Here is a 26,414-nt window from a genome sequence, read left to right on the forward strand (position 1 = left end):
TTCTATTCTTGTAAGAGATTTGCCCTGTATTGAAGGACTGAAAGTTATCAATAAGCCAAATGTTGCAGTAGTCAGTGTGATAAAGGCAAAATGAGGGGTTTAGATAGGCAGCAAATTCCTCTGCTTGTGGTAGGGCTTGGGAATCCAGGCAAGAGATACCAGCACACTCGACACAATATAGGTTTCATTCTTTTAGATTATCTGGCTTCGAAATACCATCTTGTATGGAATCTAGAAAGTAAGTTTTACGGAGAGATTGCCTCTATAAGAGAAGATGTATGTAGCAATGCATTTTTCCTTAAGCCACAGACCTATATGAATGATTCTGGAAAAAGTGTAAAAGCTTTTTGTGATTTCTACAAGATCCCGCTTTCTTATGTACTCGTAATACATGATGATCTTGATATTTCCCTTGGCTCTATGCGTATCAAAAAAGGTGGCTCAAGTGGTGGGCATAATGGCTTGAAATCGCTAGATTCTCATTGTGGGAATGAATATGTGCGGTTGCGTTTAGGGATTGGCAGGCCACAAAAGCAGGATTTAGCATCTGGAACCCAAGATATTATAGATTATGTGCTAGAAGATTTTAGAAGCGATGAAAGACAAAGATTAGAAAAGATTATTTTGTATGGAAGTGAAGCTGTAGAATTTTTTTTAGAAACATGCGACTTTGTAAAATTGCAAAATGCTTTCCATAAAAAGACTTTGTGTTAGGAGAGCCCCGAGTAAGCCCAGTTTAAATAATTTTTATTACAATGCAGGGTTTTTACTCCTAGACCGAAATTTTCCAAACAGAATGAATAGAATTTAAAGAGGAGTGCGTGATGCTTGAGAAAATAAGTTCCTTGCTTTTGAAATTACAACCAGAAAATGCACATAGTGTTGTTGAATTTTGTTTGCGTAATTTGGCTGTACTGCCTATTGTGCAAGATATTTTGGCACATAATTTTGTGCTAAGGGATTCTAGGCTTGCAAATACTCTTTTGGACCTGTCCTTTGACAATCCTGTGGGTTTAGCTGCAGGTTTTGACAAGAATGCCACGATGTGTAGGGGGTTAAGCTTACTTGGTTTTGGTTTTTTGGAAATTGGCACAATCACGCAGAATCCACAAAGTGGGAATCCAAAACCTAGGATTTTTCGATTCCTGCAAGAAAGAAGCTTGCAAAATTGTATGGGTTTCAACAACCAAGGTGTGCAAAATGTTACAAAACACCTCCAAAGCATCACTCCTTTCTGCCTGCCTTTGGGTATTAATATTGGTAAAAATAAAATAATCGCACAAGATGATTCTTTACGTAATTATGAAAATGCACTCAAAGGTTTGCTTGCTTATGGTGATTATTTTGTGCTTAATGTTTCAAGTCCTAATACACCTCAGTTGCGTGATTTGCAAAACAAAGAATTTATTGGATCGCTGTGTAATATGGCGCGATCATATACTGATAAACCGATTTTTATAAAACTCTCTCCTGACATGCATACACAAGATCTACTTGAAGTCATACAACAAGCTATAGATAATGGTGTTAGCGGAATCATTGCGACTAATACCACAACTAATTATTCTCTTTTGCAAGGCTCAAAAGAAGAAGGTGGTATAAGCGGAGAGGCGTTAAGAGAGTATGCTAAAGATGTTTTTAGAACAATCACAAAAGAGTTTTTTGGTAAGACATTGCTTATTTCTGTGGGTGGTATTTCCAATGCACAGGAGGCATATGAACGTCTAAAAATGGGTGCATCTTTAATACAGGTTTATACAGGGCTTATTTATGAGGGTCCAGGTCTTATAAGAGATATCAATCTAGGTATTTTGGGTCTTATGTCCCAGGATGGTTTTGAACACATAAGCCAGGTTATTGGATCTGATTACAGAAAAACACACGAAAATCTGACAAACCCCATAGAATCTAAAATTTCAAGGACCCCGACAAAGAAAAACTCCACACAAGATTCTTCTCTGCAAACTAAGAGGCGAGCAAAAACTAGGAATCATACTAGGATATAGAGTGGTGAGAATAATACAAATAGCCATAATAGGAGGTTTGATGAGCGTATGTATGAGCGCTGGAGTTATCCCAAAGCATTATGAACAAGTGCTTGAAAATGGCTTGCAAGTCGTAGTTGTGCCATTGGATAACAAAAGCTCAGTGATTGAAGTGGATGTGATTTATAAAGTCGGTAGTCGCAATGAGATAAAAGGGAAAAGTGGGATTGCTCATATGCTAGAACATCTTAATTTCAAATCAACAAAAAACCTACGTGCTGGGGAGTTTGATGAGATTGTGAAAAGTTTTGGCGGTGTTGATAACGCTTATACAAGCTTTGACTATACGAAGTACTATATAAGGACCACAAACAAGAATCTTGACAAATCTTTGGAGCTTTTTTCTGAAGTTATGCAAAATCTTACTCTTGTAGATTCTGAGTTTCAACCAGAGAGAGATGTCGTATTCCAAGAGCGCCTATGGCGGACGGACAATAACCCCATTGGGTTTTTGTATTTTAAGTTCTTTAATACTGCTTTTCAAACACATCCTTATCATTGGACACCAATAGGTTTTAAAGATGATATTTTGTCTTGGAAATTAGAGGATATTGTAGATTTTCATAAACTTTATTACCAACCACAAAATGCCATTGTACTAGTGACTGGAGATATACAACCTGAAGACGTATTTGCAAATGTGAAAAAATATTTTTCGTCTATAAAAAATACGACAGATTCTGTGCCGCAAGTTGTTCCACAAGAGCCCAAACAAATAAAAGAACGTAACATCGTTATAGAGAAAGAGAGCGAGGTTGACTATCTGGCGATGGGCTATAAGATTCCAGATTTTGCACATAAAGATCAAGTCGCTCTAAGCGCGATTAGCAAAATCTTAAGCGGAGGAAAATCCAGTCTTTTTGCAAGTGATCTTGTTGATAAAAAACAACTTGCCTCTAGTATTTCAGCCTACAATATGGAGCTTAAGGATGATGGCATATTTTTCATTATGGCATTAGCCACGCCAGGGGTGAATGCAAATACTCTCAAGGAAGAAATTGTCGCGATTCTAGAACGAATCAAAAAAGGCCAAATAGAATCCAGTGAATTAGAAAAAGTAAAGATTGATACCAAAGCAGCTTTTGTTTATGGATTTGAAAATGCAGCTTCAACAGCAAGAGTATTTGGTGATTATTTGGCTAAAGGTGATTTGGCACCACTTTTTAGCTTCGAAGAGGACATTAAGGCCTTAGATATTCAAGAGATTGCACGCGTAGCGAGAAAATATTTTCAGACAGATTCTCTAAGTACAGCAATAATTCACACTAAAAAATAAAGACTTAAGGAGTTGTTTTTTGCAAGATACAACGATATATGGAGCTATGAGCGCTCTTATAACGCCTTTTTATCAAGGAAAAGTGGATTATGCAAGTTTTGAATCGCTTATAAAAAGACAGATTAAGTATGGTATGGATGCTTGTGTACCAGTTGGGACTACTGGAGAATCTGCCACACTCAACCACAAAGAACATATGGAATGTATAGAATTGGCAGTAAGTACATGCAAAGGAAGCGGAGTTAAGGTATTAGCGGGTGCTGGAAGTAATGCGACGAGTGAGGCCATCGAGTTGGCAGTTTTTGCACAAAAGTGCGGAGCAGATGCGATTTTATGCGTGAGTCCTTATTATAATAAACCAAGTCAAGAAGGGCTTTTTGCCCATTATCGAGCGGTGGCACATTCAGTGGAGATTCCGCTGGTGCTTTATAATGTGCCTTCACGCACTGGAGTAAGCATTGAGGTTTCCACAGCTATTAGGCTTTTTAAAGAAATGAAAAATATTATTGCAATTAAGGAAGCTAGCGGTTCAATGGAACGTGTGATTGAATTTACAACAGATGCGCCAGAGCTTTGCGTATTTAGCGGTGATGATACGATAAATTATCCGATTCTCGCAAACGGAGGCAAAGGTGTCATATCTGTAACAGGCAATCTTTTGCCCCAAGAAATTGCAGATTTGACGCATTTGGCATTACAGGGAGAAATGACAAAAAGTCGAAACATAAACAACCAACTTTATACAATCAATAAAGCACTTTTTTGTGAAAGTAATCCAATCCCAATCAAAGCCGCGATGTACCTGAGCGGACTTCTAAAAAGTTTGGAATATCGCTTGCCGCTTGTACCACCTACGAAAGAAAACTTTGCGTACTTAGAACAAGTCTTAAAAAAGTATCGTATACAAAGTTGAGGGAGTAAACAATGAGATTAAATCGTTTCATTTTGCAATATATCTTTGGTGCATTTGGAATAGTATGGATGTTTTGCTCCTATAGCGCCTACGGAGATTTTATAGCAAATTGTATTCGTGGGCTCGGTGTGATGCTTGTGATTGCGGGTGTGTATGGAAGAATATATGCAACTGTTTTCATTGGTGGTATGAAAAATGAAGGTACAGATGGCAAGAGTTTTATTGATTATGGTGCATACAGTCTTTGCCGCAATCCGCTCTATTTTTTTTCCTTTATCGCTTTTGTGGGAATCCTTGCACTCAAAGCCCAGATAAGCCTTATCGTGATCGGATCAATTTTGTATTTGTGGATTTATCGTATGACAATTTTAAGTGAGGAAGAGTTTTTGAGCCAAAAATTTGGACAAAGTTATGCCGAGTTTCTTACAAAATCCCCACGATTTTTTCCAAGTCTTACAAATTTTCATTGTCCAGAGAAGGTAGAAGTTCGTCCATTCTTTTTACACAAAGAAATCAGACGGGCTATAAATTGGTTTATTGGCGTAGTGGCGATTTTGGGTGTTGAAATATTACATTCTTATGGAATATTGCCTCTATTTTGGCGTTGCTTTTAAGGCTGCTAGGGGCCAATTTAGTGAAATTTTGCTAGAATCCACATCCAAGGAAATATCGGTAAGTAAGAGGGGTTGATGATGATAAAGAATCAAAATACGACGGATTTTATGAAAGGCAAAACTCTTGTTATTAGTGGTGCTACAAGGGGTATTGGTAAGGCTATCTTGTATCGCTTTGCACAAAATGGCGTTAACGTCGCTTTTACTTATAATAAAAACCAAGAAGAAGCCCAAAAAATAGCCCAAGATATAGAATCCAAATATCAGGTCAAGGCAAGATTCTATCCGCTTGATATTTTAGAACCAGAGCAATATATTGAGCTTTTTAGTAAGATTGATGCAGATTTTAGTCGTGTAGATTTTTTTGTTTCAAACGCAATTATTTATGGTAGGAGTGTAGTCGGAGGATTTGCGCCATTTATGCGTTTAAAACCCAAAGGTCTTAATAATATTTATACAGCTACTGTACTCGCTTTTGTTGTCGGCGCTCAAGAAGCTGCAAAGCGCATGAAAGAAGTAGGCGGTGGTGCAATAATTTCTCTTAGTTCAACAGGGAATCTCGTGTATATGCCAAATTACGCTGGACATGGTAATTCTAAAAATGCAGTAGAAACAGTAGTCAAATATGCTGCCACAGAGCTTGGTGAATGGGGAATCCGCGTGAATGCGGTAAGTGGTGGACCAATTGATACAGATGCTTTGCGGGCTTTTCCCGATTATGCAGAAGTAAAAGCAAAAGTAGAGGAGCAATCTCCGCTTGGCCGTATGGGAGCTCCAGAGGATCTGGCAGGAGCAGCATTCTTTCTATGTGATTCTACGCAGAGTGCTTGGATTACTGGTCAGACCATTGTTATAGATGGTGGCACTACTTTTAAATAGTCTATTTCATAAAATTAAGGTGATGAAACAAAAGCTTTTCTCTCTTCTTCTAACTCCCAAGTTTGCTGCTATCGTTGCTACATTGGTAGCATTGTGCTTGGCAGTAGTTAAGTTTATAGTCGGGTTATTAAGTGGTTCTGTAGCAGTGCTAGCAAGTGCAGTAGATTCTTTGCTTGATGTGGGAATCTCTATTTTCAACTTTTTTGCACTAAGAAAGTCTGAGCAACCAGCAGATAGTAGATTTAACTATGGATTTGGGAAAATAGAATCTCTTGCAAGTGTCATGGAGGGATTTGTTATTTTCTTTTCTGGTTTGTATATTTTTTATGTTTCTGTACGCAAACTCATAGATAATCACAGTATTGGCAGTATACATTCATCGCTTGGGGTCATGATCTTTTCTTTTTGTGTAACTCTAGCTTTGGTTATCTTTTTGCATATTGTGTCTAAACATACAAATTCCCAAGTGTTAAAAGCCGATGCCCTGCATTATAAGGTCGATTTGCTAAGTAATGGCGCGATTCTTTGTTCTCTTATAGTCATTTATTTGAGTGGATTTGAGAAACTTGATGCTATTTTAGGATTACTCATAGCTCTTTATATCAGCTTGAATGCATTGAAACTGATTAGAGACAGTGTGTTTTTGTTACTTGATAGATCTATAGATTTAGAGATTTTACATAAGGTGCGTGGTATTTTAGAATCTGCTCCAGTTACTAGCTATCACGCGCTACGCACTAGAATCTCAGGAAATATCATTTTTTTAGAAGTGCATTTAGTATTTGATTCTGCTATGACACTTTTGCAATCCCATCAGATTTGCAATGGTATTGAAGAGCAGATTCGCAAGATTAATCCAAAGCTTATATGGGAGATAAATGCCCATCTAGATCCTTATGATGATCACGAACAAGATGTGGTACTTAAATACAATGCCTAAGGTAGAGACAATGGAATTTTTGGAGGATTTTTTACAGGCTCAAACAATCACGGATTCCAAAGCGTTTGTTTATTTGAAATGTGATGAATCTGAGGCCCTCATACTTCGTATGATGCTCAAAGAATATTTTGAAGGTGAAAGTGATATTCTCATAGGAACATTTTTGAGCAAATTCTTTGAGCAGGATTACACAAAGAATCTTTGGGTTTTACCTAAAATACGCAATTTAATTGATTTGGGTTGGATAAACCAAAGTAGCTATGACTTCTTAGAATCTAAAGAGTGCCTGCTTGAGCTTTATAATGAACGCGTGAAGCTTTCAAGCAGTTTTTTTACTCTTATGGAGGGTAGGACTGAGAGCAATCTCCCAAAAATTAGCTCTTATAGCAATGATTTAGAATATCTACAAGATCAGTTTATGCGGATTGATATTCTCTATAAAATCAGCACTTCTAAAAGTCCTTCAGCATTTTTTAATACACTAAAATCTCTAAATGATCGTATCAAAGCTCGTTTGAAGCTCACTACCAAGAGGATTCCTATTATAAAATTATTGAAATCCCAAGGGCTAAATCAAAAAGAACAAACGCTTTTTTTTGCTGTGCTAAAAGAGGAATATTCCAATAAAGACACCGAGTTGTTAAGAGATACAGGAGTGCTTTTAGGACTTATTAGCAATAATGAATATGAAAGGATGCGCAACAGCGCATTGCTCAATGAAAACGCAAAGCTTATCTCTAGTGGTTTACTTGATTATGATGAGTATATTTCAAATGTTGGGAACATTACACGTTCGTTTTTTATCCCACAAGAGATTTTGCATGAAATCACACAAGGTGCAAGAAGTACTCGCAACACAAAAATAAGCTTAGAAACCTTGGTAAAAAACCAGGATATTTTTGAATTATTAGAACCAAAACAGGGTTTGGATTCTGTGATTTTACATACAAGTACCAAAGAGATTCTTCATCACCTTTTAGCCCAAATGGATACACGAGTGATAAAACTCCTCAAACAATGGGGTGTTAAAAGCAAACGCAGCATTGAAGCAAAGATTCTCTTTTTTGGACCTCCGGGTACAGGCAAGACACTAAGTGCTATGGCTTTAGCAAAAGACTTAAAAAAACAAGTCTTAAGTTTTGATTGCTCCAAGATTCTCTCGATGTACGTGGGCGAGAGCGAAAAAAATGTTCGCAAGATTTTTGACACTTATAAGGATATTTGTAAAAAAATAAAGAATGAACCAATATTACTGCTTGATGAAGCAGATCAGTTTCTTTCATCGCGTGGAAGCACTACAAGTAGCGCAGATAAAATGCACAACCAGATGCAAAATATTTTTTTGGAGCAAATTGAGCATTTTGATGGTGTGATTATCGCTACGACAAATCTTGTTGAAAATTTTGACAGTGCATTTTCAAGGAGATTCAATTACAAAATAGAATTCAAACGACCTGATATTTCCCAGCGATCAAAGCTTTGGAAGTCTCTTCTACCGCGCAATATCAAATATGCAGATTCTAAAGAATCTATTATTAAAGCCTTAAGCGGATATGATTTAAGTGGCGGGCAGATAAAGCTTGTAATCACAAATACGGCTTATAAGGTTGCCGCAAGAGAAAATCTTCTTTTTAGTCTAAATGATTTTGAAGAGGAGATCAAAAAAGAACAAAGCGGGAATTTTGATGGAAGTAAAAATATGGGATTTATAAGGAGATAATGTGCTTGATATTTATCCTGCTATTGATCTTAAAGATGGACACGCAGTAAGGCTTTCAAAAGGCCAGATGGAGAACGCAAAGATTTATGGCAAACCCATTGATTTTGCTTTGAAGTTTGAGGAAATGGGTGCAAAGTGGTTGCATATTGTAGATTTGAATGGTGCATTTACAGGTGAGCCTGAGAATCTGAAGTGTATTAAAGAGATTGCCAAGCATACAAAATTAAACATACAAATAGGCGGTGGAATCCGCACCCAAGAGTGTATAGCAAGATATGTAGATATGGGAATAAAGCGCGTGATCTTAGGTTCAGTGGCATTAAAAGACAGAGATTTCACTTTGGCCATGGCACAAAAGTATCCTGTTGCAGTGGGAATTGATTCTCGTAATGGCAAAGTAGCGATTGAGGGTTGGGCGCATAATTGTGAAATTTTGGCATTTGATTTTGCTAAGGAATTTCGAGGAAGCAAGATAGAGGCTATTATCTGCACTGATATTGAGCGAGATGGTGTGCTAAGTGGGATTAATGTGCAATTTACTGAAAGTATTGCAAAAAACAGTGGAATCTACACAATCGCAAGTGGAGGATTTGCAAATACTCATGAGTTTGAAATTCTGGAAAAGAATCCATTTATAAAAGGGGTGATTATCGGTAAGGCATTTTATGAACAAAAAATTGATCTAGGAAGGTATCTGAAAAACACCCAAAAGCCAATTAAAGCAAATCTAAAGTAAGTGTGCTAGAATCCGAGGCTATTTTGCGTTAACCAAATGTTTAAGGAGAATACATTGAAACTACTTGTAGTTGATGATAGCTCGACGATGAGAAGAATTATAAAAAACACATTACAACGATTGGGCTATGATGATATTTTAGAAGCTGAAAATGGTCTAGAAGCATGGGGGATACTCGATGGAACTGGAGGTATCAATGTCCTTATTACTGATTGGAATATGCCTGAGATGAATGGATTGAATTTAGTAAAAAAAGTGCGCGCAGATGAAAGATATAAAGATATTCCTATCATTATGGTAACTACTGAAGGTGGGAAGGCAGAAGTTATTACAGCATTGAAAGCAGGGGTAAATAATTATATTGTTAAGCCTTTTACTCCACAGGTTTTGAAAGAGAAACTTGAAGTCGTTTTAGGTGTGAATGAAGGTTGATGCCCAGCTTTAATCTTTAAAGCTTTTTTTTTTTTTTTAATAATGCAGGATTCCTATTTTGAACTCGTTTTATATCCAAGTATAGATCCCGAGATTTTTGCGAATATTTTTTATGAAACTCTAGAGTATGAGTTTCCTGTAGAAGTGGATTCTAAAGATATTGATTGCACGCAGTCTCAGTTAAATATCCAAAACTATTTTGCAGATGAGGAGTCTCATCGCGTATCATCTTTCTCGCATTTGCAGAATGGGTTTTGTTGTGAGTTTATAGAATCTCAAAGCGTGTTTGATTATGAAATAGCACATTGGGATTTTGCCGGAACTCTCAGTTTTAAAGACATACAGAATTCTCAACAAACAAAAATAGTTTTTTATCTCACACATCAACCTTCAAAACTCCAAGGACATTTAGAGCAAATTTGTATGCTTTTGCAATCACGACTTAATCAACCTGTTGGCGTAGCATTTTCCTTAACTACCAAACAGAATCAAGATTGGATTAAAATCTATCAAGATTCTGTAATACCTATTGATTGTGCCAAATTTCATATAACACCATCTTGGCATGCATGCAATGCAAATAATCTCATTCCCATTATTATTGACCCAGCTCTTGCCTTTGGCTCCGGACATCATCCTAGCACAGCAATGTGTCTTGAGCTTTTAAGCACAATCACACTCAAAGATGCGAGTCTGCTTGATGTTGGCTGTGGGAGTGGAATTTTAAGTATTGCAGCTAGTAAGCTTGGAGCCAATGTGCTAGCGTGTGATACAGATATTGCAAGCATTGAACAAACCAAGCATAATATGCAACTCAATAGTGTTGATTTTAGGCTATATCACGGTAGTATAGCCTCTCTTGGTAGTTTAGATTTTAATGTTATAGTGGCAAACATTATCACGATAACACTAAAGACTCTCTATGGGGATTTTTTAACGCATCTCAAAACCAATGGAATCTTAATAATCTCTGGAATTTTATTAGAACATAAAAGCGAAATTATTGCTTGTTTTAGCAGAGGATTTAGGATTCTAAAAACTTTGGAAAAAGATGGGTGGGTGGCTTTTGAGATGCAAAGTTTTAAGGAGTGAATATGGCACAAGAGAATCCAAACAATAAAAAACCATTCAGACAAAATCCATTTCTGACCTTTGCCCTTCTTGTGATTGGGTTGATGATTTTGTTCAAGTTTTTTGCTCCAACAGGTGATATTTTGGGTGAACGTTTTAGCGGAGGCGTGGTAAGCAAAGAAGTGAGTTATTATGAATTAAAACAGCTTATCCAAAACAGAGAAGTAGATTCTGTAAGCATCGGACAAACTCTTATCAAAGCCATGTCTTCAAGCAGCACACCAAAGATTCTTTATATCGCTAAACGCGTAACCGATCCCAACTTAACTCTACTCTTAGAAGAGAGACAGATCGAATATAGCGGCTTTAGTGAATCTAACTTTTTCACAGATATGATCAATATGCTTTTGCCAATCTTTATAATCATCGCAATTTGGCTTTTTATAGCAAGCAAAATGCAGAAGTCTATGGGTGGAGGTATGTTTGGCATTGGCAGCTCTAAAAAGCTTGTAAATGCCGAGAAGCCAAAAGTAACCTTTGATGATATGGCAGGCAACGAAGAGGCAAAAGAAGAGGTTGTGGAGATTGTAGATTTTCTTAAATACCCTGAACGTTATGCGGCTGTGGGAGCGAAGATTCCAAAAGGAGTGCTTTTGGTAGGTCCTCCAGGGACAGGAAAGACTTTGCTTGCTAAGGCAGTGGCAGGTGAGGCAAATGTGCCGTTTTTTTCAATGAGCGGAAGTAGCTTCATTGAAATGTTTGTAGGACTTGGTGCAAGCAGAGTGCGAGATTTGTTTGAGATGGCAAAAAAAGAAGCACCTAGTATTATTTTTATCGATGAGATCGATGCTATTGGCAAAAGCCGTGCTGCAGGTAGTATGGTAGGTGGCAATGATGAAAGAGAGCAGACACTCAATCAGCTTTTGGCTGAGATGGATGGGTTTGGGAGCGAGAATGCCCCTGTTATTGTGTTAGCTGCTACCAATCGGCCAGAAATCCTAGACCCTGCACTTTTGCGTCCGGGGAGATTTGATAGACAAGTGCTTGTTGATGCGCCAGATTTTAATGGGCGCGTGGAGATTCTCAAAGTGCATATTAAGAATGTCAAACTTGCACGTGATGTTGATTTACAAGAGATTGCAAAATTTAGCGCAGGACTTGCAGGGGCGGATTTGGCGAATATTGTCAATGAAGCAGCACTTCTTGCAGGACGAGAGAATAAAAAAGAGGTTTCCCAAAAGCACTTCAAAGAAGCAATGGAACGCACAATGATAGGCTTAGAAAAAAAATCTCGTAGAATCTCGCCAAAAGAAAAGAAAATTGTTGCTTATCACGAGAGTGGGCATGCATTGATGGGTGAGCTTACAGAGGGCGCTAATCGTGTGAATAAGGTTTCTATTATCCCACGTGGAATGGGTGCTTTGGGTTATACATTACATACACCTGAAGAAAACAAGCATTTACAACAACGTTATGAGATGATTGCCGAGATTGATGTATTGCTTGGTGGGCGTAGTGCTGAGGAGGTTTTCTTGGGTGAAATCTCAAATGGTGCATCTGATGATTTGCGTCGCGCGACAGGTATCGTAAAAAATATGATTGTGTATTATGGGATGAGTGATGTCAGTGGGCTTATGGTCCTAGATGACTACACAAGACGTAGTAATTTTTTAGGCGGTGGTGGCAATACACGAGAGTTTAGCGAACAGACTGCACAAAAGATGGATTCCTATATACAAAAAGTGCTTGATGAACGCCATAGATACGTCAAGGAAACGCTTGGTCTTTATAAGGGCGCAATTGAAGAGATGGTAAAAGAGTTGCTCGAAAAAGAAGTGATTGATGGTTCAAAAGTGCGTGAGATTATTGAAGAATATGAAAAACAAAATGGCATGCAAACGCGTCTTGTAGCAATACAAAAAGAAGATGCTTAAAAAGGGGCGATAATGAATGCAAATATACAGATCATTGCTAAAGAAGGCTGGTTTGGAGGTATTGTATTAGGGATTTTATTTCTGGCTTTTGCCTTTTTGGAATTAGAATTTTTGAGTTTTGTATTTTTGGTTGGTTTTATCCTTTGGCTTTTTATTTTTCGTAATCCTGAGCGTATAGTCAAAGATCAAGATTCAAGTTTTCTGTCACCAGTTGATGGTGTGATAAAAAACATTGATATTTTAGAACAAAGTATATGTGTGCAGATTTATACAGGTATTTTGGATGTGGGTGTAGTGCGAGCACCATGTGATATTTCGCATGCTACTTTAAGCAAAAGAGGTGGTGTAACGCTTTGCTGTGCTAAGAAGGACAAGAAGGAATTGCTCAATGAGACTTTTGCACTCAAGTGGAAAAATTTTTGTCTTGAGTTTTTTCCTGAATTTTTTACTAACTCTAATATTTATGCAGATTCAAATCTTGTTATAGGCGAGCGTTGTGGTTATATGAAAAAAGGCATCACTAAAATCTATTTACCAAAAGATAGTGAGTTAAAAATTGGCATTGGCGATAAGGTTGTTAGCGCTAATAGTGTGATAGGGTTTATCTCATGAAAATAAGCCCTATGTATATTTTGCCTAATCTCTTTACTGCAGGGAGTATATTCCTTGGAGTCTTAAGTATTATGGCCGCTTCTCATGGCCTTTTTAAAATGGCGTGTTGGTTTATTTTGGTTTCTATGGTTTTAGATGGTTTGGATGGTCGTGTCGCAAGGCTTACAAATACTTCCTCAAAATTTGGTGTGGAGTTTGATTCTCTAGCTGATGTGGTAGCCTTTGGCGTAGCACCTGCAATTTTGTTGTATTTTTATATTGGTGATGATTTGGGTCGTTTTGGGGAAGCAACTTCTGCACTTTTTGTGATATTTGGAGCAATGAGACTTGCGAGATTTAATATCACTACTGTATCTGAGCCAAACTTTTTTATCGGTCTACCAATCCCTTCTGCTGCAGTATTTGTTGTCTTGTGGGTTTTAGTAGATTTAGAGCATAAGATTCTCTTGCATCATGAGTATTTATTGTTGCTTGGTGCGTTTATTATAAGTATTTTAATGGTGAGCAATGTGCGTTATCCAAGCTTTAAAAAAATGCAATGGAATCTCAAATCTTTCAGCGTGCTTCTGATTCTGCTTGCGATTACTTTCATAAAGCCTGTTGAGGTGCTTTGTGTATTAATGAGCGGATATGTGTTATACGGTCTTATTCGTTGGAGTGTTTTGTTTGTAAAGATTTTGTTAAAGCCTGATAATAGAAACTGATGTATAAATTTTTACTCCATTTCTAGACGCAGAAGCAAAAGCTCCTCTCCATCTATGACTTTTAGCCGTGTACCACCACATACAATACAAACAAATCTATTCTTTTTGATACCACCTTCAAACCCACAGGATTCGCATTTTATGACTACATCTTGTATATGTATGATGAGTTCAGCATTTTCAAACATTTTCTCACTTTTAAATCCTTCAAAAGCCCGGTGCAAATAATGTGCTTCCACTCCACTTAAGCGACCGATTTTTAGTTCAATCTTTAGAATCTTGTTTGCATTATTCTTGTGTGCATTTTCTTCACACACATTGAGTAAATCCTGTATTATCGCCAGTTCATGCATATCTAGCAGATTCTTGGTAGCAGCTCGCCTTTTGGAAGTTCAAGAAACCTTTGGCTTCCGTAAAGTGTCTGTAATATAACCCCAGATTCACTATCATCTACTACTTCGCCTACACTCGCTGCTAGTGGATGGAATCTTCGTAAGATTTCAAGAGCTTTTGCTTCATCCTCTCTTTCTACCGCCAACAAGAAAGTTCCCTCATTTGCAATATCATAAGGTTCAAAGCCAAGAATCTCACAGATTCCTAAAACTTCTTGTGTTACAGGTATAGCATCCTGATACACTTTGAGCATATAACCCTTGAAATTCGCCCATTCATTTAAAACAGCTGCTATCCCACCCCTTGTAGCGTCGCGCATACATAATACTCGCACGGATGAATCTAAGAGTGCTTTGGTCACATCTTTTAGACTTTTGCAATCACTCTGTGTATCTACAATAAGATTCTCCCTATGTGCTAGGATTACTGCACCATGTCTGCCTATATCTCCGCTGAGTAGGATCTTTGCACCGATTTTTAGATTTGCAGTTTCGATTCCATCTCGTAGGATTGCCCCAATACAAGAAGTATTGATAAAAATCTTATCAGCACTTCCTTTTGGTAATACTTTAGTATCTCCACATACGATTTTTACACCAGCATTTTGCGCTTGCTCTTTCATAGAGCAGAGAATCTTCTCTAAGCTCTTTATCTCTAATCCTTCTTCTAAGAGAAGAGCACAGCTCAAAAATTTCGCTTCTGCGCCAACCATTGCTAGATCATTGATACTCCCACAAACTGCAAGTTTGCCAATATCTCCGCCATTAAAAAAAATAGGATTTACCACAAAACTATCTGTGCTGAAAGCAAGCTTTTGGGTATCACACTTTTGTACTGAGTGTGTGAAAAAATCAGAGGCTGGTAGAATCGCACTATCATTTTGTGCGAGTAAAATTTCATTATCAAAAGTCTTAAAGATTATTTTGCTAATGAGCTCATTCATCTCCTCTCCACCGCCACCGTGAGCAAGCACAATCCTATCCATATTTCAATGTCCTTTTGGTATATTTGTAATAAGCAGCACATGCACCTTCACTGCTTACCATGCAGCTTCCTACTGGGTTTTTTGGGTTACAGATTTTCCCAAAAAGCTTGCAATCAAAAGGTTTAGCACAGCCTTTGAGTATTTGCGGACAGATGCAAGCTTTATTTTCGCTTTTGCTTTTTATATTAAGGTCATAGGCCTTTCTTGCATCTAAGTGCGTATATTGGTCTTTGAGTTCTAATGCACTGTTTTTTATGATACCAAGTCCCCTCCATTCAAAGTCGCATTTTTGGAAGTATTTTGCAATGAGTTTGAGTGCCTTTGTGTTTCCGTATTCATTCACCACACGCGCATATTGGTTATAGACATTGTGTGTATTTGTATTTGCCTGACGCACAAGATTAAGCACAGAATCTAGAATATCAACAGGCTCAAATCCACTCACTGCAATTGGTATATGGAATCTCTGTGCGATTGGTTCATAGATTTTACTTCCTGTAATCACACTTACATGACTTGGTGCGAGTAAGGCATTGATTTTTGATTCTTTATCTTGCAGTATCTCTGTGATAGGCTCTGGAACGCTTACATGATTGATATGCAAAAGTACATTTTTTAGTCCCAACTCTAAGATTCTCTCTACAAGCACTGCACTCATTGGCGTAGTAGTTTCAAAACCTATAGCAAAAAATATGATTGTTTTGCTTGGGTTATCTTGTGCTAGTTTGATTACATCTAAAGGAGAGTATAAAGAGACTATTTCTTGTCCTTGAGCGCGCAAATCCAATAAACTCATATATGACCCTTTAACGCGCAGCATATCTGCAAGTGTGCAAAACATCACGTCTTTTTGCTTTGCTAACTCTATACCTTCATCTATACGCAGACGCGGCATGATACATACAGGACAGCCTGGTCCGTGAGTAAATTCTATATGCTTACCAACAATATCTTGCAAGCCAAATTTCATAATACTATGCGTATGCCCTCCGCACACTTCCATAATGTTGAGCTTGGATCGAGACTCAGAAACAATCAATCTGCTTAATGCACGGATTTTTTCGCTATCTCTAAAATCGTTAATCAAATCCATTACATTGCCTTATGCGTCATATGGAATCACACCAGATTTCATATCATCAGCGATCTTTTGATATACCTCTAAGCATTCTTTGGCATATTGTGTGTCAATTTTTTCCATCGCAAAACCTACATGTATAAGGACATAATCTCCTACATTTACGGGCTCACTAATAAGATCAAGACTTACCCCACGTTTTACGCCTAGTGTCTCCACAATTGCAAAATTATTTTCATCAATCTCTAGTACTTTAGATGGTATGCTAAGGCACATTATTGCTCCTTACTTGTGAGATTTCAGTGTGGATTCTAAAAACGTCAGCCAAGACTGGAAACCCTGCTGTGTTTTAGAATCTAGCACAAGGAACTCTACATTCGGATTTAACTCTTTGCAATCTCTCTTCGCTTGCTCTATATCAAAATCAAAATGCTCCAAAAGTCCGCTTTTAGTAATCACCACTGCATCAGCTCGTTTGAACATCACAGGGTATTTTGCTATCTTGTCGCTTCCTTCAACCACGCTTAAAAGCACGACATTAATATGCGCACCAACATCATAGCTTGCAGGACACACAAGATTGCCTATATTTTCGACAAATACAAAATCCACCTCTTGGAGTGATAAATTTTCTAAGCCTCTTCTTACCTCAAGCGCATCAAGATGACAAGTCTGTCCTGTGGTAATTTGGTATGCTTGTGCTCCTGCTGTAATGATGCGATTTGCATCATTGTTGGTTTCTAAATCCCCCTCAACCACGGCAAGGCGAAATTTTCCTGTCTTGATTGTAGATTCTAAAAGCGTAGTTTTCCCACTACCCGGGGAGCTCATAAGGTTAATACACAAAATATTATGTTTATTTAAAAACTCTCTGTTTGTTTGTGCTTCTTTGTCGTTGTTTGCAAGAATTTTGTCAAAAACTTCAACTATTGTTGTCTGCATAGTCTCTCCTTAAAAGTTGGATTCCATAGTATGCCTGCCCTAGTGCAATACTACTATCATTTGATGGAGTATCTCGTGGTAGGTAGTACTGGATTTGAGAATCTTGTAACAAAAAAATTGTGCGATCAAGGAGGGCCTTGTTTTGGAATACACCTCCAGATAACACAACAGGCAGATTGTATATTTTGGCTGTTTTTACAATAAGTCGTGCAAGTGCATTGATGAAGCCTGTTGCGACTCTCGTAGGACTATCTGTGAGTGCATGTCTAAATACTTCTTTATAATTGATAATTCCATTTTCAAATGGCAAGTCGTATTCTGTATCAAGATTTGCATCATAAAGTGATTCTAAAAGTATTGCTGCTTGGGCTTCGAAACTCGTGTATTTGATGTGGCATACCAAAGATGAAAGCGCATCAAAGATTCTGCCAAGCGAGCTTGTGAAAATACGCGAATTTTCATAGGCTTGTTTGAGATTTGTGAGTTTGTTATGGTTGAAGTTTTCTAGGAATTTGGGTGCATTGAGATTGTATTTATGCAAGATACTCCAAGTCAGATATGAGAGATTGCCAGATGTATTACCAATGAGCTTAAACTCATCAAAGTGTCCTAAACGTGTGAAATTCTCTCTATCACACAAGAGAATCTCACCACCCCAAATTTTAGAATCCACGCCATATCCCGTGCCATCAAAGCTAAAGCCCAACACCTTGCAATCCAACTTATGCTCGCTCATAACACTTAGGATATGAGCGTAATGGTGTTGGATCTTTATGACTCTTGCACCTTGCTTTTGGAAATGTTTGGTATGCAAAAAATGTGGATGCAAATCAGCCAATACAAAATCAAAATCTTTGATTCCATAACTTTTGACAAACATTTCTAAGGTAGAAAAAAAACGCTGTTTTGTTGCAGGATTTTTGATATCCCCAATAAATGGCGAATTTATCAAAAGTCCATTGTGGTAGATGGCAAAAGAATTTTTGAGCTCACTTCCAAGTGCTAGGAAAGAACCTTTGAGTAAGGTATCAGAATGCGTATCAAGCATCATTTTGCTAGAGGGCTTAAGTCCTCTTGAGGTGCGTAGCCATACTGGCTGCTGTTGGAGTACGAATGCCACGCTTTCATCGCTTGCATTCAAAATCTCTCTGTCATAATCAAGCACTAGATTATGCACGTTTAATCTCTCAAGGTTTTTGTAGTCTTTAATAATCGGCTCACCACTTATATTTGCACTTGTGGCGACAATAGGAAAAGTGATATATTCAAAAAGCGCTAAATGTAATGCGCTGGGGGCTAAGAATATACCAATCTTATTTGTTTGTGGCGCAATACTTGGTGCAAACGCTGTGTTTTCCTTTTTATCTAGCAGTACGATTGGCTTGCCCAGCGATTGTAAAAGAGTAGATTCTCTATCATTGATATGTGCAAATTCTTTGGCTTGCTCTAAGTCTTTACACATAATAGCTAGCGGCTTATGTGGGCGATGTTTTTTGGTGCGTAAATCTTGTAAGGCTTTTTCATTCAAAGCATTGCATATGAGATGGAATCCACCAATACCTTTGAAAGCTACTATTTGGCCATTCTGCAATGCGAGCGCGACTTCTTTGATAGATTCTAAATCGTAGCTCAAAATCTCACCTTGAGTATTGCGTAATATTGCGCGTGGCCCACAGGCTTTGCAGCTAATAGGCTGGGCATGGTAGCGTCTGTCTTTTGGATCTGTATATTCGCTATGGCAGTCTTTGCACATATGGAATGCATCCATGGAAGTATGAGCTCTATCATAAGGGAGAGAGTGGATAATAGAGTATCTTGGTCCACAATTTGTGCAATTTATAAAAAGATGCAAATGGCGTCTGTTGAGCTTGTCATAAAATTCGCGTTTGCAGTCCTCACAGATTCCAAAATCTGAGAGAATCGGAGCAGACTTTATAGAATCTTTGGAACTAAGGATTTGAAATTTTGTGTGTTTTTGTGGGATTTTTTGCTTGGTAATAGAATCTATACGCGCTAAGGGTGGGAGATTTGCCCGTACAAAGTTTATAAACTCATCGCATACACTCTCTTTTGCACTTAGCTCTAACTCGACACCAAAAGATGTGTTATACACACAGCCTTTGAGTCGGAATTCACAAGCAGCATTATAAAGAAATGGACGCATACCTACACCCTGCACAAGCCCATGTATTGTGAATCTAAAAGAGCTCAAGCACATACCTTTGGCTCAATTTCGCAAAACCCTTTGAGTGTTTGAGTGCAAGATTTGCAAGAGATGGATTGCCAAACAGGGCACCATATAGAATGAGGATGTCACTGTCGTATTCACTCTGTAATTTATCACTAAAGTCGCTCAAAAATAGAGCGAGACTCTCCACACAGCCAAAAGCTATATTGCCTTCGCTTGCACCTGCGAGCTTGAAACTTAAGGCAGAACGTATGCACTTTATGTGATCAAATTCATTTGTATTGATGAGCTTGAAGTCTATCCGCACGCCTTTTGCACCTTTGAAGGTTGCATAATCGTTTGCCCTCTCCCAAAAATCTGTTTGGAAATCCAAAAGCTTGCTGATAATATGGAAGAGCGAATAGAAATTATCTTCTATCTCAATCAAGCCAGTAGGGAGTTTGAATACTTTTTGGTAGTTTGCAAGAAGTCTCTCTCCACCATCTTGTTTTGCGAGTGCTTCATAGATTTCCTCATAGCTTCTTGGAAGCGGGACTTTCAGAAGCAAAAAGTCTTTGTCATCTTTGTGTGCAATCAGATAATCTTTTGTCTTTGTACTAAAAAATGCATGTGCATAGAATTCTTGTTTAGGCAAGAGAATCTCAGATTTTATAAGGCTTAGAAGTGCGGTATTTTTCTTAAGATGGGAGTCTAGAGATTCTAATAATTTGTGTGTTGGTGCTTCTAAAGAATCTAAACCTTGTGTGATGACAAAACCATAATCAAGTGGCTGGATTCTCAAATCTTGGCATTTTGACTTGACACTTAAGAAATTTATTCCATTTTCTTGCAGAATCTTGCAGGTATGATAGAGTGTTATATCAAAGCAAGCTCGTATGTCAAAAAAGCTTGGTGTGGAGGGATTGGCATTCTTATAGATTGCATTTATTCGCAATGGACAAATTGGTTTCTCAAAGCTGCTAAGCATAAGCAAACTTTGCTCATCACAAACAAAGATCTTTGGCAACGCATTAAGATGTGTAGGCAAGATAAAATCACAGGTAAAATCTTTAAATATCTCCAGTGTATAGTCTTGGAATACTACTGCTTTAGAATCTAGAAGTTCTTTTGCTATATGTTGGGCTAGATTTATATCAGGTATCATACCAAATTCATTGCATGAAGATTCAAGGCTCAGTGGCGTGAGAAAAGAGCAAAGTTTTTGTGGAAGCGAATAATTTGCTTTTGTAGTGTTTGCTGTCTCTGGAAAATCCGCTAACTCGACTTCGAAGTTTTTTAAAAAAAGCGAGTGGGGCATTTTAGCTATTGTGTCACTGAAATCTTCTAGTTGCTTTTTGCTACCTTGTATATAGAGATCAAGTGATTGCTGTTGTTTGATGACACTATATTCCAGAGTAGAGTTTTTGGCGAAATGATGGATAAAAACTTCAATATTGTCGTAAAAAATGCATTCAAAACTAAATCGGAGTGTCAATGAATCGTTGTTTTTTCCATCCACTTGCTGCCTCTTGTATATCAAATTCTGATTTTTTCTTGCATTCTATTCCAAGTTCTTGTAGATGCTTTGTGAGAGTTTTTTCCATAATTTTTACACCCTCGATCAATTCCCTGCTTAGTTGAAAAGTCATAGGCTCAATGCGTTTTGGTACAATTGCTAAGATTTTTGTTTTTGGACGATCACCTAGTAAATCCATCATTTCTAGGGTTTGTAGCATTTCTATTTCATGAGCACTTCCAGACCAACTGATAGACTTAGGCATAGCTTCGAAATCAAAAAAATACACATCGCCAACCTCAGAATCATCTGCTGCTATACAATCAACAATGATTGCATAATCATATTCTGCGATCAATCCACTCAGATTATTGGCTAATGTCCCGCCATCAATAAAATCAACACTGTGTATTTCAGATGTGGTTTTGTAGCATTTTTTATAGGCATTGATGAAATGCACCCCGACGCCTTCATCACCAAAAAGTACATTCCCAATACCAAGCACCAAGATTCTCATAATTCCCTAAAACCTTATTGTGTTGGTAAGATAATTACGACTTTCTGTTGAATTTGTATCCACTAACAATAGTATCAATCGTACCATCTTTTCCGCGTACTGCATTGTAAATTGCCATATACACATGCGTACATACAAATACGATAATAACCCACATTGCAATATGATGGATTATACGTACATTTGCCAATCCCCCACACCAATGCTCTACTACACGCATAGGCGTATATAATAGCCCACCAAGCCCTTCATGATAGACATGAGCATAAAGCACCAAACCAGTAAGAACAATCACAAAAAGTGCGATATAAAACATTATGTACGAAAAAAGCTGCAATGGATTATACACACCTTTTAAATGAGGATGTTTAGGGCTTAGCAGAAGATAGTATTTCAACTGATCTCTAAGAATTGAGAAGTTCAATGCGTCTTTAAAACTTATCCGTTCCAAATGACTCTGTCTGTCAAAGAAAAAGAGGTAAGTTTTAAAAAGAAAACAACCAATCAGTACAAAACCAGCTATTTGATGGGTGGCACGCCATTTAGCATTCATAAAATTTGTAGGCTCAGAAGTAATAACTGGACTAACAAACACATACGCGATATAAAATCCACTCACGATAAGCACTACAATAGCAATAGCCCTAATCCAATGTGTAATTCTTATGCCTACAGAAAATTCGTAAAATGCTTCGCGTTCAAGATTCTCTTTTTTGCTTGTTTTATTCATAGTGACCATCCTTAAATGAGGCTTGGATTAATCTTGTAGCTACTTAGTTCGTTTCCTCTTGTATCCATAACATGTACTGCGCAGGCTATACATGGATCATAAGAGTGGATTTTGCGGATAATTTCTAGTGGCTGTTTTAAATCAGCAATCTTTAGCCCAATAAGACAAGCTTCATAACTTCCCATTTGTCTTTTAGAATCTTTTGGACTTGCATTCCAAGTAGAAGGCACTACAGCCTGCCAGTTTGCTATCACACCGTTTTCAATCCTACACCAATGACTCAATAAGCCTCTAGGAGCATTACCAATGAATCTGCCTTTGTAACTTTTCTTCGAGTCAATGACATACCGTGAGCATGTAGTGTCTTCGATTTTTAAGTTTTCTATGAGCGCATTGAATGCCTTCATTGTATTGTCTGAGATGATCTTAGCTTCTATCATGCGTGCTGCAGTTCTGCCAAGTGTAGAGAAAACTGCAGTGAGAGGCAGACCTGTTCTTTTTAAGAATGTATCTACTACATGAACAACAGTAGGATTGCCTTTTGCGTAATTGACGACGACATTTGCAAGAGGTCCTACTTGCATAGGTGTGCTGTTGTATCTAGGAGATTTTATCCAGCTGTATTTGCCCGCAGTATCAAAAGCCTTGCTTGATTCCATCTTACCCTGTGCATTCAATGTCTGCATCTCTCTTAGACCTGTATAATTTGGCTCTGTTTTTCCATCATAAGGATGCAATGGACCGTTATCCTTATACCAAGAGCTTGTAGCCTCCTCAGTAATAAGAGCTTCATCAACTTCATACACTTTAGATATATCGCCATTAAGGATATAGCCACCGTCAAAAAGAAATTCGTTTGCTCCAATTTGGAAATCTTTGTAAGTGATAAGATTTGCTACTCCTACATCATTTAAGACGCTTGCTTCTTTAGAATATGCAGTTCCTGCCATAAGAAGATCGGGATAATATGCACGATTAACAAAATCCGCTGTTTCCTCTAACTTCACCATATACTCTCCAAAACGTGCAGGATCTTGTAAATCCATAATACAGGTCACGCCACCAACTGTTAGGCTTTGTGGATGGGGTTGCTTAGCGCCAAAGACGGCCATAGCTTGTGCAATGACACGTTGCAAACGCAAGCATTCAAGATAATGACTAAGAGCGATAAGATTCTGTTCAGGAGTAAAGCGATAGGTAGAATGCCCCCAATAAGCATTAGCAAATGGTCCAAGCGAGCCTTTTTTGGCAAAATTTGCAATCTTTGCTTGCACAAGTTTAAGCTGGTCTGATCCACAAGCATATGGATAATCACACCATTTAAATGCTTCATCACTCGCCTTTTTTGGATCGGCTTTCAACGCACTCATAATATCTACAAAGTCAAGCGCATGTAGTTGATAAAAATGCACAATATGATCATGAAGGAAGAGCGTTGCATTCATAAGGGTACGTGTAAGAACCGCATTAAGAGGAGGGGTAATACCAAGTGCATTTTCTACAGCTTCAACTCCTGCACGATAGTGTGAAAACGTGCAAACACCACAGATTCGTTGCGTTAAAAAACCAGCATCTCGTGGATCACGTCCTTTTACGATTGTCTCTATACCTCGCCATAAGGTTGATCCTGTATAAGCTTCTTTGACAATGTTTTTTTCATCGACAACAACCTCAACTCTTAAATGACCTTCGATACGAGTTATTGGATCGACTATTATTCTTTGATTACTCATTGCTTGCTCCTTTATGCGAATCTTCCTTAGCAGCTACACCAGAAAGTAATGCGTGTGCTGCGATTCCAACACCTGTAAGCGCCAAGACACCTATGCCTATTTTATCTGTGATTGCATCAGCACCAAGCCCACTAAAAACACTCTGAAAATGTCTATCGCCCAAAGGTTCCTCAAATGTTTTCATCGTATCCCAGAAATTTGGCTCACTGCAACCTATACATCCATGCCCTGCCTGTATAGGCCAGCTTGTATGAGAGTTAAAACGTTCCCTACCGCAATTATTGAATGTATAAGGTCCTTTGCACCCAACCTTATAGAGACAATAGCCTTTTTTTGCACCTTCATCACCAAATTCTTGGACAAATTCACCTGCATCAAAATGTCCTCTTCTTTCGCATAAATCGTGGATTCTTAGACCATAAGCCCACTTTGGACGATTATAAACATCAACTGCAGGTAAGGCATTAAATAATAAGACATTCAATACATTTCCTACAATATTTTTTTCGCTCGGTGGGCAACCAGGGACATTAATAACGCGTTTATTAGTAATTTTATGTAATGGTTGCGCATTTGTTGGATTTGGCGCAGCTGCTTGGATTCCACCAAAACTTGAGCAAGTTCCAATAGCAAAAATTGCATACGCATTGTCACTTGCATGGATAGCAATTTCTCTACCTGTTTTGCCATGTGCACCAATAGTAAGAAAATATGAGCTACTTCCATCTGGGATCCCTCCTTCTACTAACAGTACATATCTGCCTTTGTATTTTTCTATTGCATGTTCCAGATTTTCATCTGCTTGCCAACCTGAAGCAGCCATCACAGTCTCATGATATTCCAAACTTATGTGATCAAAAATCAGACTATCAATCGTTGGAGTATCTGTGCGTAACAAACTTTCACTACAGCCCGTACATTCCGCCATATGTAGCCATACGAGAGGTAATCTATCAGCCATTTCTGCAGCCCTAGCAATGCTTGGAATAAAGACTGATGGCAAAGAAAGCATTGCAGCCATACCACCAGCCCACTTCATAAAATCTCTACGAGTGAAGCCGTGCTCTTGTAATGTTTGCATTATAGAGCTATCTTCTCGGACTTTAGGCATTTTAGCAAGTTCATCAAGTCGTCTGTTGATGTCCTCTACTAATTTGGTTTCTTTGTGGTTACTCATCTTAAACTCCCTCCTCATTAAGAAAATATTTGGATTCTATCTCCAAAAAAGTAAATTTTTTATGTACCTTTTGAATAGCGAGGGGTATTCTATTAGAAAATATTCACAAATACTCCAAATCCACAAAAATCATTTATTAGAGATTCCAAAATTGAAACAATGCAAATTTATTTTTACCTTTTATATAACATGATGTTGGAAATTAAATATTACGATAAAAACTGAATGACTATAAGTTTCATGGTCATAACATATAAATTTAGCTAAAGGAGTAAATCATGGGAATTTTAGAGGCTTTCAAATCAAAGGCTAGAGCAATAAAAAAAACTATTGTTTTGCCTGAGACAATCGATGATCGTACATTGCAAGCAGCACATATTATTTTACAAGAAGGTTTTGCACATATCATTTTGGTGGGCAAACAAGAGGAGTTGGAATCTCGAGCAAATACTCTTGGATTAAATCTGAGTGCTGCAGAATTTGTAGATAATCACAATGAGAGTCTGCTAAAAGAGTTTGCATCACTTTTTGTAAGCCTTCGTGGTCATAAAGGTATGAATGAAGCCAAAGCAAGAGAGCTTTTAGAGAATCCTTTGTATTTCGGGGTAGCACTTGTAAAATCGAATCGTGCTCATGGTATGGTTGCTGGTGCGATCAACTCGACTTCTGATGTTTTGCGAGCAGCTTTGCAAATTGTTGGTAAAGCCAAGGATTCAATGCTTGTTTCAAGCTTTTTTATTATGGTCGTTCCAAATTGTGAGTATGGCTACAACGGCAGTTTTATATTTGCAGATTGCGGATTGAATCAAAATCCAAATAGCGAAGAACTTGCTCATATAGCTATCAGTTCTGCGAAGAGTTTCACTTCCCTTTTAGGCGCTACTCCAAATGTCGCTATGTTAAGCCATTCTACTTATGGTAGTGCAGCGCATGCAGATGTAGAGAAAGTTACCCGAGCGACACAAATCGCTAAAACTTTAGCACCAGATATAGCAATCGATGGGGAATTCCAACTTGATGCAGCCATTGTACCTAGCATTGGTGCATCTAAGGCTAAGGGGTCAAAGATAGCAGGCAAAGCAAATGTGTTGGTTTTTCCAGATTTGGATTCTGGGAATATTGGCTACAAGCTTGTGGAACGTCTTGCAAAAGCACAGGCATATGGTCCTATCACGCAAGGTATGGCTGCACCTATCAATGATCTATCGCGTGGTTGTAGTGCTGAGGATATAGTGGGTGTGGTGGCGATTACTGCCTTGCAAGCGGATGTGTAATGTGTCAAGCGTAGAGTTAAATAATC

26 protein-coding genes are annotated in these 26,414 nt (G+C 38.1%); 15 read left to right on the forward strand and 11 right to left on the reverse strand.

Translation table 11 applies throughout. The annotated features are described in order from the left end of the window. The first annotated feature begins 90 nt into the window (after positions 1-90). From pth to pssA, 14 genes are all read left to right on the forward strand, one after another. Complete coding sequence (pth, locus tag CCY97_RS03650) at positions 91-714, forward strand: aminoacyl-tRNA hydrolase (protein WP_112064138.1); 624 nt, start codon at positions 91-93, stop codon at positions 712-714. A 110-nt stretch (positions 715-824) separates the two neighbouring features. Beyond that, positions 825-2,006 carry a dihydroorotate dehydrogenase (quinone) gene (gene pyrD, locus CCY97_RS03655; RefSeq protein ID WP_112064139.1) on the forward strand — a complete coding sequence of 394 codons (1,182 nt, stop codon included), beginning with the start codon at positions 825-827 and terminating at the stop codon, positions 2,004-2,006. Next, on the forward strand, positions 1,993-3,321 hold the full coding sequence (locus CCY97_RS03660; protein WP_181562810.1) for a pitrilysin family protein: 1,329 nt from the start codon (positions 1,993-1,995) through the stop codon (positions 3,319-3,321). The genes pyrD and CCY97_RS03660 overlap by 14 nt, the downstream gene beginning before the upstream one ends. Before the next feature lie 46 nt (positions 3,322-3,367). Next, positions 3,368-4,234: a 4-hydroxy-tetrahydrodipicolinate synthase gene (gene dapA / locus CCY97_RS03665; protein WP_112064209.1), complete on the forward strand. Its 867-nt coding sequence runs from the start codon at positions 3,368-3,370 to the stop codon at positions 4,232-4,234. Between the two features lie 11 nt (positions 4,235-4,245). Continuing rightward, positions 4,246-4,848: a methyltransferase gene (locus CCY97_RS03670; RefSeq protein WP_112064140.1), complete on the forward strand. Its 603-nt coding sequence runs from the start codon at positions 4,246-4,248 to the stop codon at positions 4,846-4,848. 75 nt (positions 4,849-4,923) lie between these two features. Next, on the forward strand, positions 4,924-5,727 hold the full coding sequence (locus CCY97_RS03675) for an enoyl-ACP reductase (protein WP_258456955.1): 804 nt from the start codon (positions 4,924-4,926) through the stop codon (positions 5,725-5,727). A 22-nt stretch (positions 5,728-5,749) separates the two neighbouring features. Continuing rightward, positions 5,750-6,667 carry a cation diffusion facilitator family transporter gene (locus tag CCY97_RS03680; protein WP_112064141.1) on the forward strand — a complete coding sequence of 306 codons (918 nt, stop codon included), beginning with the start codon at positions 5,750-5,752 and terminating at the stop codon, positions 6,665-6,667. 10 nt (positions 6,668-6,677) lie between these two features. Then, positions 6,678-8,387: an ATP-binding protein gene (locus CCY97_RS03685; protein ID WP_112064142.1), complete on the forward strand. Its 1,710-nt coding sequence runs from the start codon at positions 6,678-6,680 to the stop codon at positions 8,385-8,387. Between the two features lies 1 nt (position 8,388). Continuing rightward, positions 8,389-9,123: a 1-(5-phosphoribosyl)-5-[(5-phosphoribosylamino)methylideneamino]imidazole-4-carboxamide isomerase gene (gene hisA / locus CCY97_RS03690; protein WP_112064143.1), complete on the forward strand. Its 735-nt coding sequence runs from the start codon at positions 8,389-8,391 to the stop codon at positions 9,121-9,123. A gap of 54 nt (positions 9,124-9,177) precedes the next feature. Beyond that, positions 9,178-9,555: a chemotaxis response regulator CheY gene (locus tag CCY97_RS03695; RefSeq protein WP_112064144.1), complete on the forward strand. Its 378-nt coding sequence runs from the start codon at positions 9,178-9,180 to the stop codon at positions 9,553-9,555. A gap of 42 nt (positions 9,556-9,597) precedes the next feature. Next, positions 9,598-10,647, forward strand: a complete 1,050-nt coding sequence (gene prmA / locus CCY97_RS03700; protein WP_112064145.1) for a 50S ribosomal protein L11 methyltransferase — start codon at positions 9,598-9,600, stop codon at positions 10,645-10,647. A 2-nt stretch (positions 10,648-10,649) separates the two neighbouring features. Then, positions 10,650-12,560: an ATP-dependent zinc metalloprotease FtsH gene (gene ftsH, locus CCY97_RS03705; protein WP_112064146.1), complete on the forward strand. Its 1,911-nt coding sequence runs from the start codon at positions 10,650-10,652 to the stop codon at positions 12,558-12,560. A gap of 12 nt (positions 12,561-12,572) precedes the next feature. After that, positions 12,573-13,172, forward strand: coding sequence for a phosphatidylserine decarboxylase (locus tag CCY97_RS03710; protein WP_112064147.1), 600 nt, complete (start codon positions 12,573-12,575; stop codon positions 13,170-13,172). Further along, entirely contained in the window at positions 13,169-13,876 is a 708-nt protein-coding gene (pssA, locus tag CCY97_RS03715; RefSeq protein ID WP_112064148.1) for a CDP-diacylglycerol--serine O-phosphatidyltransferase, read from the forward strand. Before CCY97_RS03710 ends, pssA begins: the two co-directional genes overlap by 4 nt. Positions 13,877-13,887: 11 nt before the next feature. On the opposite strand, the gene CCY97_RS03720 is transcribed toward pssA, so the two are convergent. The 11 genes from CCY97_RS03720 to CCY97_RS03770 are packed head-to-tail and all read right to left on the reverse strand — an operon-like array spanning position 13,888 to position 25,114. Continuing rightward, positions 13,888-14,229 carry a hydrogenase maturation nickel metallochaperone HypA gene (locus CCY97_RS03720; RefSeq protein WP_112064149.1) on the reverse strand — a complete coding sequence of 114 codons (342 nt, stop codon included), beginning with the start codon at positions 14,227-14,229 and terminating at the stop codon, positions 13,888-13,890. A 2-nt stretch (positions 14,230-14,231) separates the two neighbouring features. Continuing rightward, the gene (gene hypE, locus CCY97_RS03725; RefSeq protein WP_112064150.1) at positions 14,232-15,254 is read right to left on the reverse strand and encodes a hydrogenase expression/formation protein HypE; all 1,023 of its coding nucleotides are present in this window, start codon (positions 15,252-15,254) and stop codon (positions 14,232-14,234) included. After that, positions 15,247-16,347 (reverse strand): hydrogenase formation protein HypD, encoded by a 1,101-nt coding sequence (gene hypD / locus CCY97_RS03730; RefSeq protein ID WP_112064151.1) that lies wholly within the window; start codon positions 16,345-16,347, stop codon positions 15,247-15,249. Before hypD ends, hypE begins: the two co-directional genes overlap by 8 nt. Before the next feature lie 9 nt (positions 16,348-16,356). Next, positions 16,357-16,608, reverse strand: a complete 252-nt coding sequence (locus CCY97_RS03735) for a HypC/HybG/HupF family hydrogenase formation chaperone (protein ID WP_112064152.1) — start codon at positions 16,606-16,608, stop codon at positions 16,357-16,359. 9 nt (positions 16,609-16,617) lie between these two features. Beyond that, positions 16,618-17,274, reverse strand: a complete 657-nt coding sequence (gene hypB, locus CCY97_RS03740) for a hydrogenase nickel incorporation protein HypB (RefSeq protein ID WP_112064153.1) — start codon at positions 17,272-17,274, stop codon at positions 16,618-16,620. Continuing rightward, complete coding sequence (gene hypF / locus CCY97_RS03745) at positions 17,255-19,486, reverse strand: carbamoyltransferase HypF (protein WP_258456959.1); 2,232 nt, start codon at positions 19,484-19,486, stop codon at positions 17,255-17,257. Before hypF ends, hypB begins: the two co-directional genes overlap by 20 nt. Further along, positions 19,473-20,960, reverse strand: a complete 1,488-nt coding sequence (locus CCY97_RS03750; RefSeq protein WP_112064155.1) for a hypothetical protein — start codon at positions 20,958-20,960, stop codon at positions 19,473-19,475. Before CCY97_RS03750 ends, hypF begins: the two co-directional genes overlap by 14 nt. Then, on the reverse strand, positions 20,920-21,474 hold the full coding sequence (locus CCY97_RS03755; protein ID WP_112064156.1) for a HyaD/HybD family hydrogenase maturation endopeptidase: 555 nt from the start codon (positions 21,472-21,474) through the stop codon (positions 20,920-20,922). Before CCY97_RS03755 ends, CCY97_RS03750 begins: the two co-directional genes overlap by 41 nt. A 34-nt stretch (positions 21,475-21,508) precedes the next feature. Next, on the reverse strand, positions 21,509-22,204 hold the full coding sequence (cybH, locus tag CCY97_RS03760; protein WP_112064157.1) for a Ni/Fe-hydrogenase, b-type cytochrome subunit: 696 nt from the start codon (positions 22,202-22,204) through the stop codon (positions 21,509-21,511). Positions 22,205-22,215: 11 nt separating this feature from the next. Further along, positions 22,216-23,937 (reverse strand): nickel-dependent hydrogenase large subunit, encoded by a 1,722-nt coding sequence (locus CCY97_RS03765; protein ID WP_112064158.1) that lies wholly within the window; start codon positions 23,935-23,937, stop codon positions 22,216-22,218. Then, positions 23,930-25,114, reverse strand: coding sequence for a hydrogenase small subunit (locus CCY97_RS03770; protein ID WP_112064159.1), 1,185 nt, complete (start codon positions 25,112-25,114; stop codon positions 23,930-23,932). Before CCY97_RS03770 ends, CCY97_RS03765 begins: the two co-directional genes overlap by 8 nt. Positions 25,115-25,392: 278 nt before the next feature. Here CCY97_RS03770 and pta point away from each other — a divergent pair, with 278 nt between their 5' ends. Then, positions 25,393-26,388 carry a phosphate acetyltransferase gene (gene pta / locus CCY97_RS03780; RefSeq protein WP_112064161.1) on the forward strand — a complete coding sequence of 332 codons (996 nt, stop codon included), beginning with the start codon at positions 25,393-25,395 and terminating at the stop codon, positions 26,386-26,388. The last annotated feature ends 26 nt before the right edge of the window (positions 26,389-26,414 follow it).

The sequence above is a fragment of the Helicobacter sp. 10-6591 genome (assembly GCF_003288805.1).
GTDB lineage: Bacteria > Campylobacterota > Campylobacteria > Campylobacterales > Helicobacteraceae > Helicobacter_F.

Coding starts and splice junctions, on each gene's coding strand:
- pth (WP_112064138.1), top strand. CDS start 91: ATGAGGGGTTTAGATAGGCAGCAAATTCCTCTGCTTGTGGTAGGGCTT.
- pyrD (WP_112064139.1), top strand. CDS start 825: ATGCTTGAGAAAATAAGTTCCTTGCTTTTGAAATTACAACCAGAAAAT.
- dapA (WP_112064209.1), top strand. CDS start 3,368: ATGAGCGCTCTTATAACGCCTTTTTATCAAGGAAAAGTGGATTATGCA.
- CCY97_RS03670 (WP_112064140.1), top strand. CDS start 4,246: ATGAGATTAAATCGTTTCATTTTGCAATATATCTTTGGTGCATTTGGA.
- CCY97_RS03675 (WP_258456955.1), top strand. CDS start 4,924: ATGATGATAAAGAATCAAAATACGACGGATTTTATGAAAGGCAAAACT.
- CCY97_RS03680 (WP_112064141.1), top strand. CDS start 5,750: ATGAAACAAAAGCTTTTCTCTCTTCTTCTAACTCCCAAGTTTGCTGCT.
- CCY97_RS03685 (WP_112064142.1), top strand. CDS start 6,678: ATGGAATTTTTGGAGGATTTTTTACAGGCTCAAACAATCACGGATTCC.
- prmA (WP_112064145.1), top strand. CDS start 9,598: ATGCAGGATTCCTATTTTGAACTCGTTTTATATCCAAGTATAGATCCC.
- ftsH (WP_112064146.1), top strand. CDS start 10,650: ATGGCACAAGAGAATCCAAACAATAAAAAACCATTCAGACAAAATCCA.
- CCY97_RS03710 (WP_112064147.1), top strand. CDS start 12,573: ATGAATGCAAATATACAGATCATTGCTAAAGAAGGCTGGTTTGGAGGT.
- pssA (WP_112064148.1), top strand. CDS start 13,169: ATGAAAATAAGCCCTATGTATATTTTGCCTAATCTCTTTACTGCAGGG.
- CCY97_RS03720 (WP_112064149.1), bottom strand. CDS start 14,229: ATGCATGAACTGGCGATAATACAGGATTTACTCAATGTGTGTGAAGAA.
- hypE (WP_112064150.1), bottom strand. CDS start 15,254: ATGGATAGGATTGTGCTTGCTCACGGTGGCGGTGGAGAGGAGATGAAT.
- hypD (WP_112064151.1), bottom strand. CDS start 16,347: ATGGATTTGATTAACGATTTTAGAGATAGCGAAAAAATCCGTGCATTA.
- CCY97_RS03735 (WP_112064152.1), bottom strand. CDS start 16,608: ATGTGCCTTAGCATACCATCTAAAGTACTAGAGATTGATGAAAATAAT.
- hypB (WP_112064153.1), bottom strand. CDS start 17,274: ATGCAGACAACAATAGTTGAAGTTTTTGACAAAATTCTTGCAAACAAC.
- CCY97_RS03755 (WP_112064156.1), bottom strand. CDS start 21,474: ATGAGAATCTTGGTGCTTGGTATTGGGAATGTACTTTTTGGTGATGAA.
- cybH (WP_112064157.1), bottom strand. CDS start 22,204: ATGAATAAAACAAGCAAAAAAGAGAATCTTGAACGCGAAGCATTTTAC.
- CCY97_RS03765 (WP_112064158.1), bottom strand. CDS start 23,937: ATGAGTAATCAAAGAATAATAGTCGATCCAATAACTCGTATCGAAGGT.
- CCY97_RS03770 (WP_112064159.1), bottom strand. CDS start 25,114: ATGAGTAACCACAAAGAAACCAAATTAGTAGAGGACATCAACAGACGA.
- pta (WP_112064161.1), top strand. CDS start 25,393: ATGGGAATTTTAGAGGCTTTCAAATCAAAGGCTAGAGCAATAAAAAAA.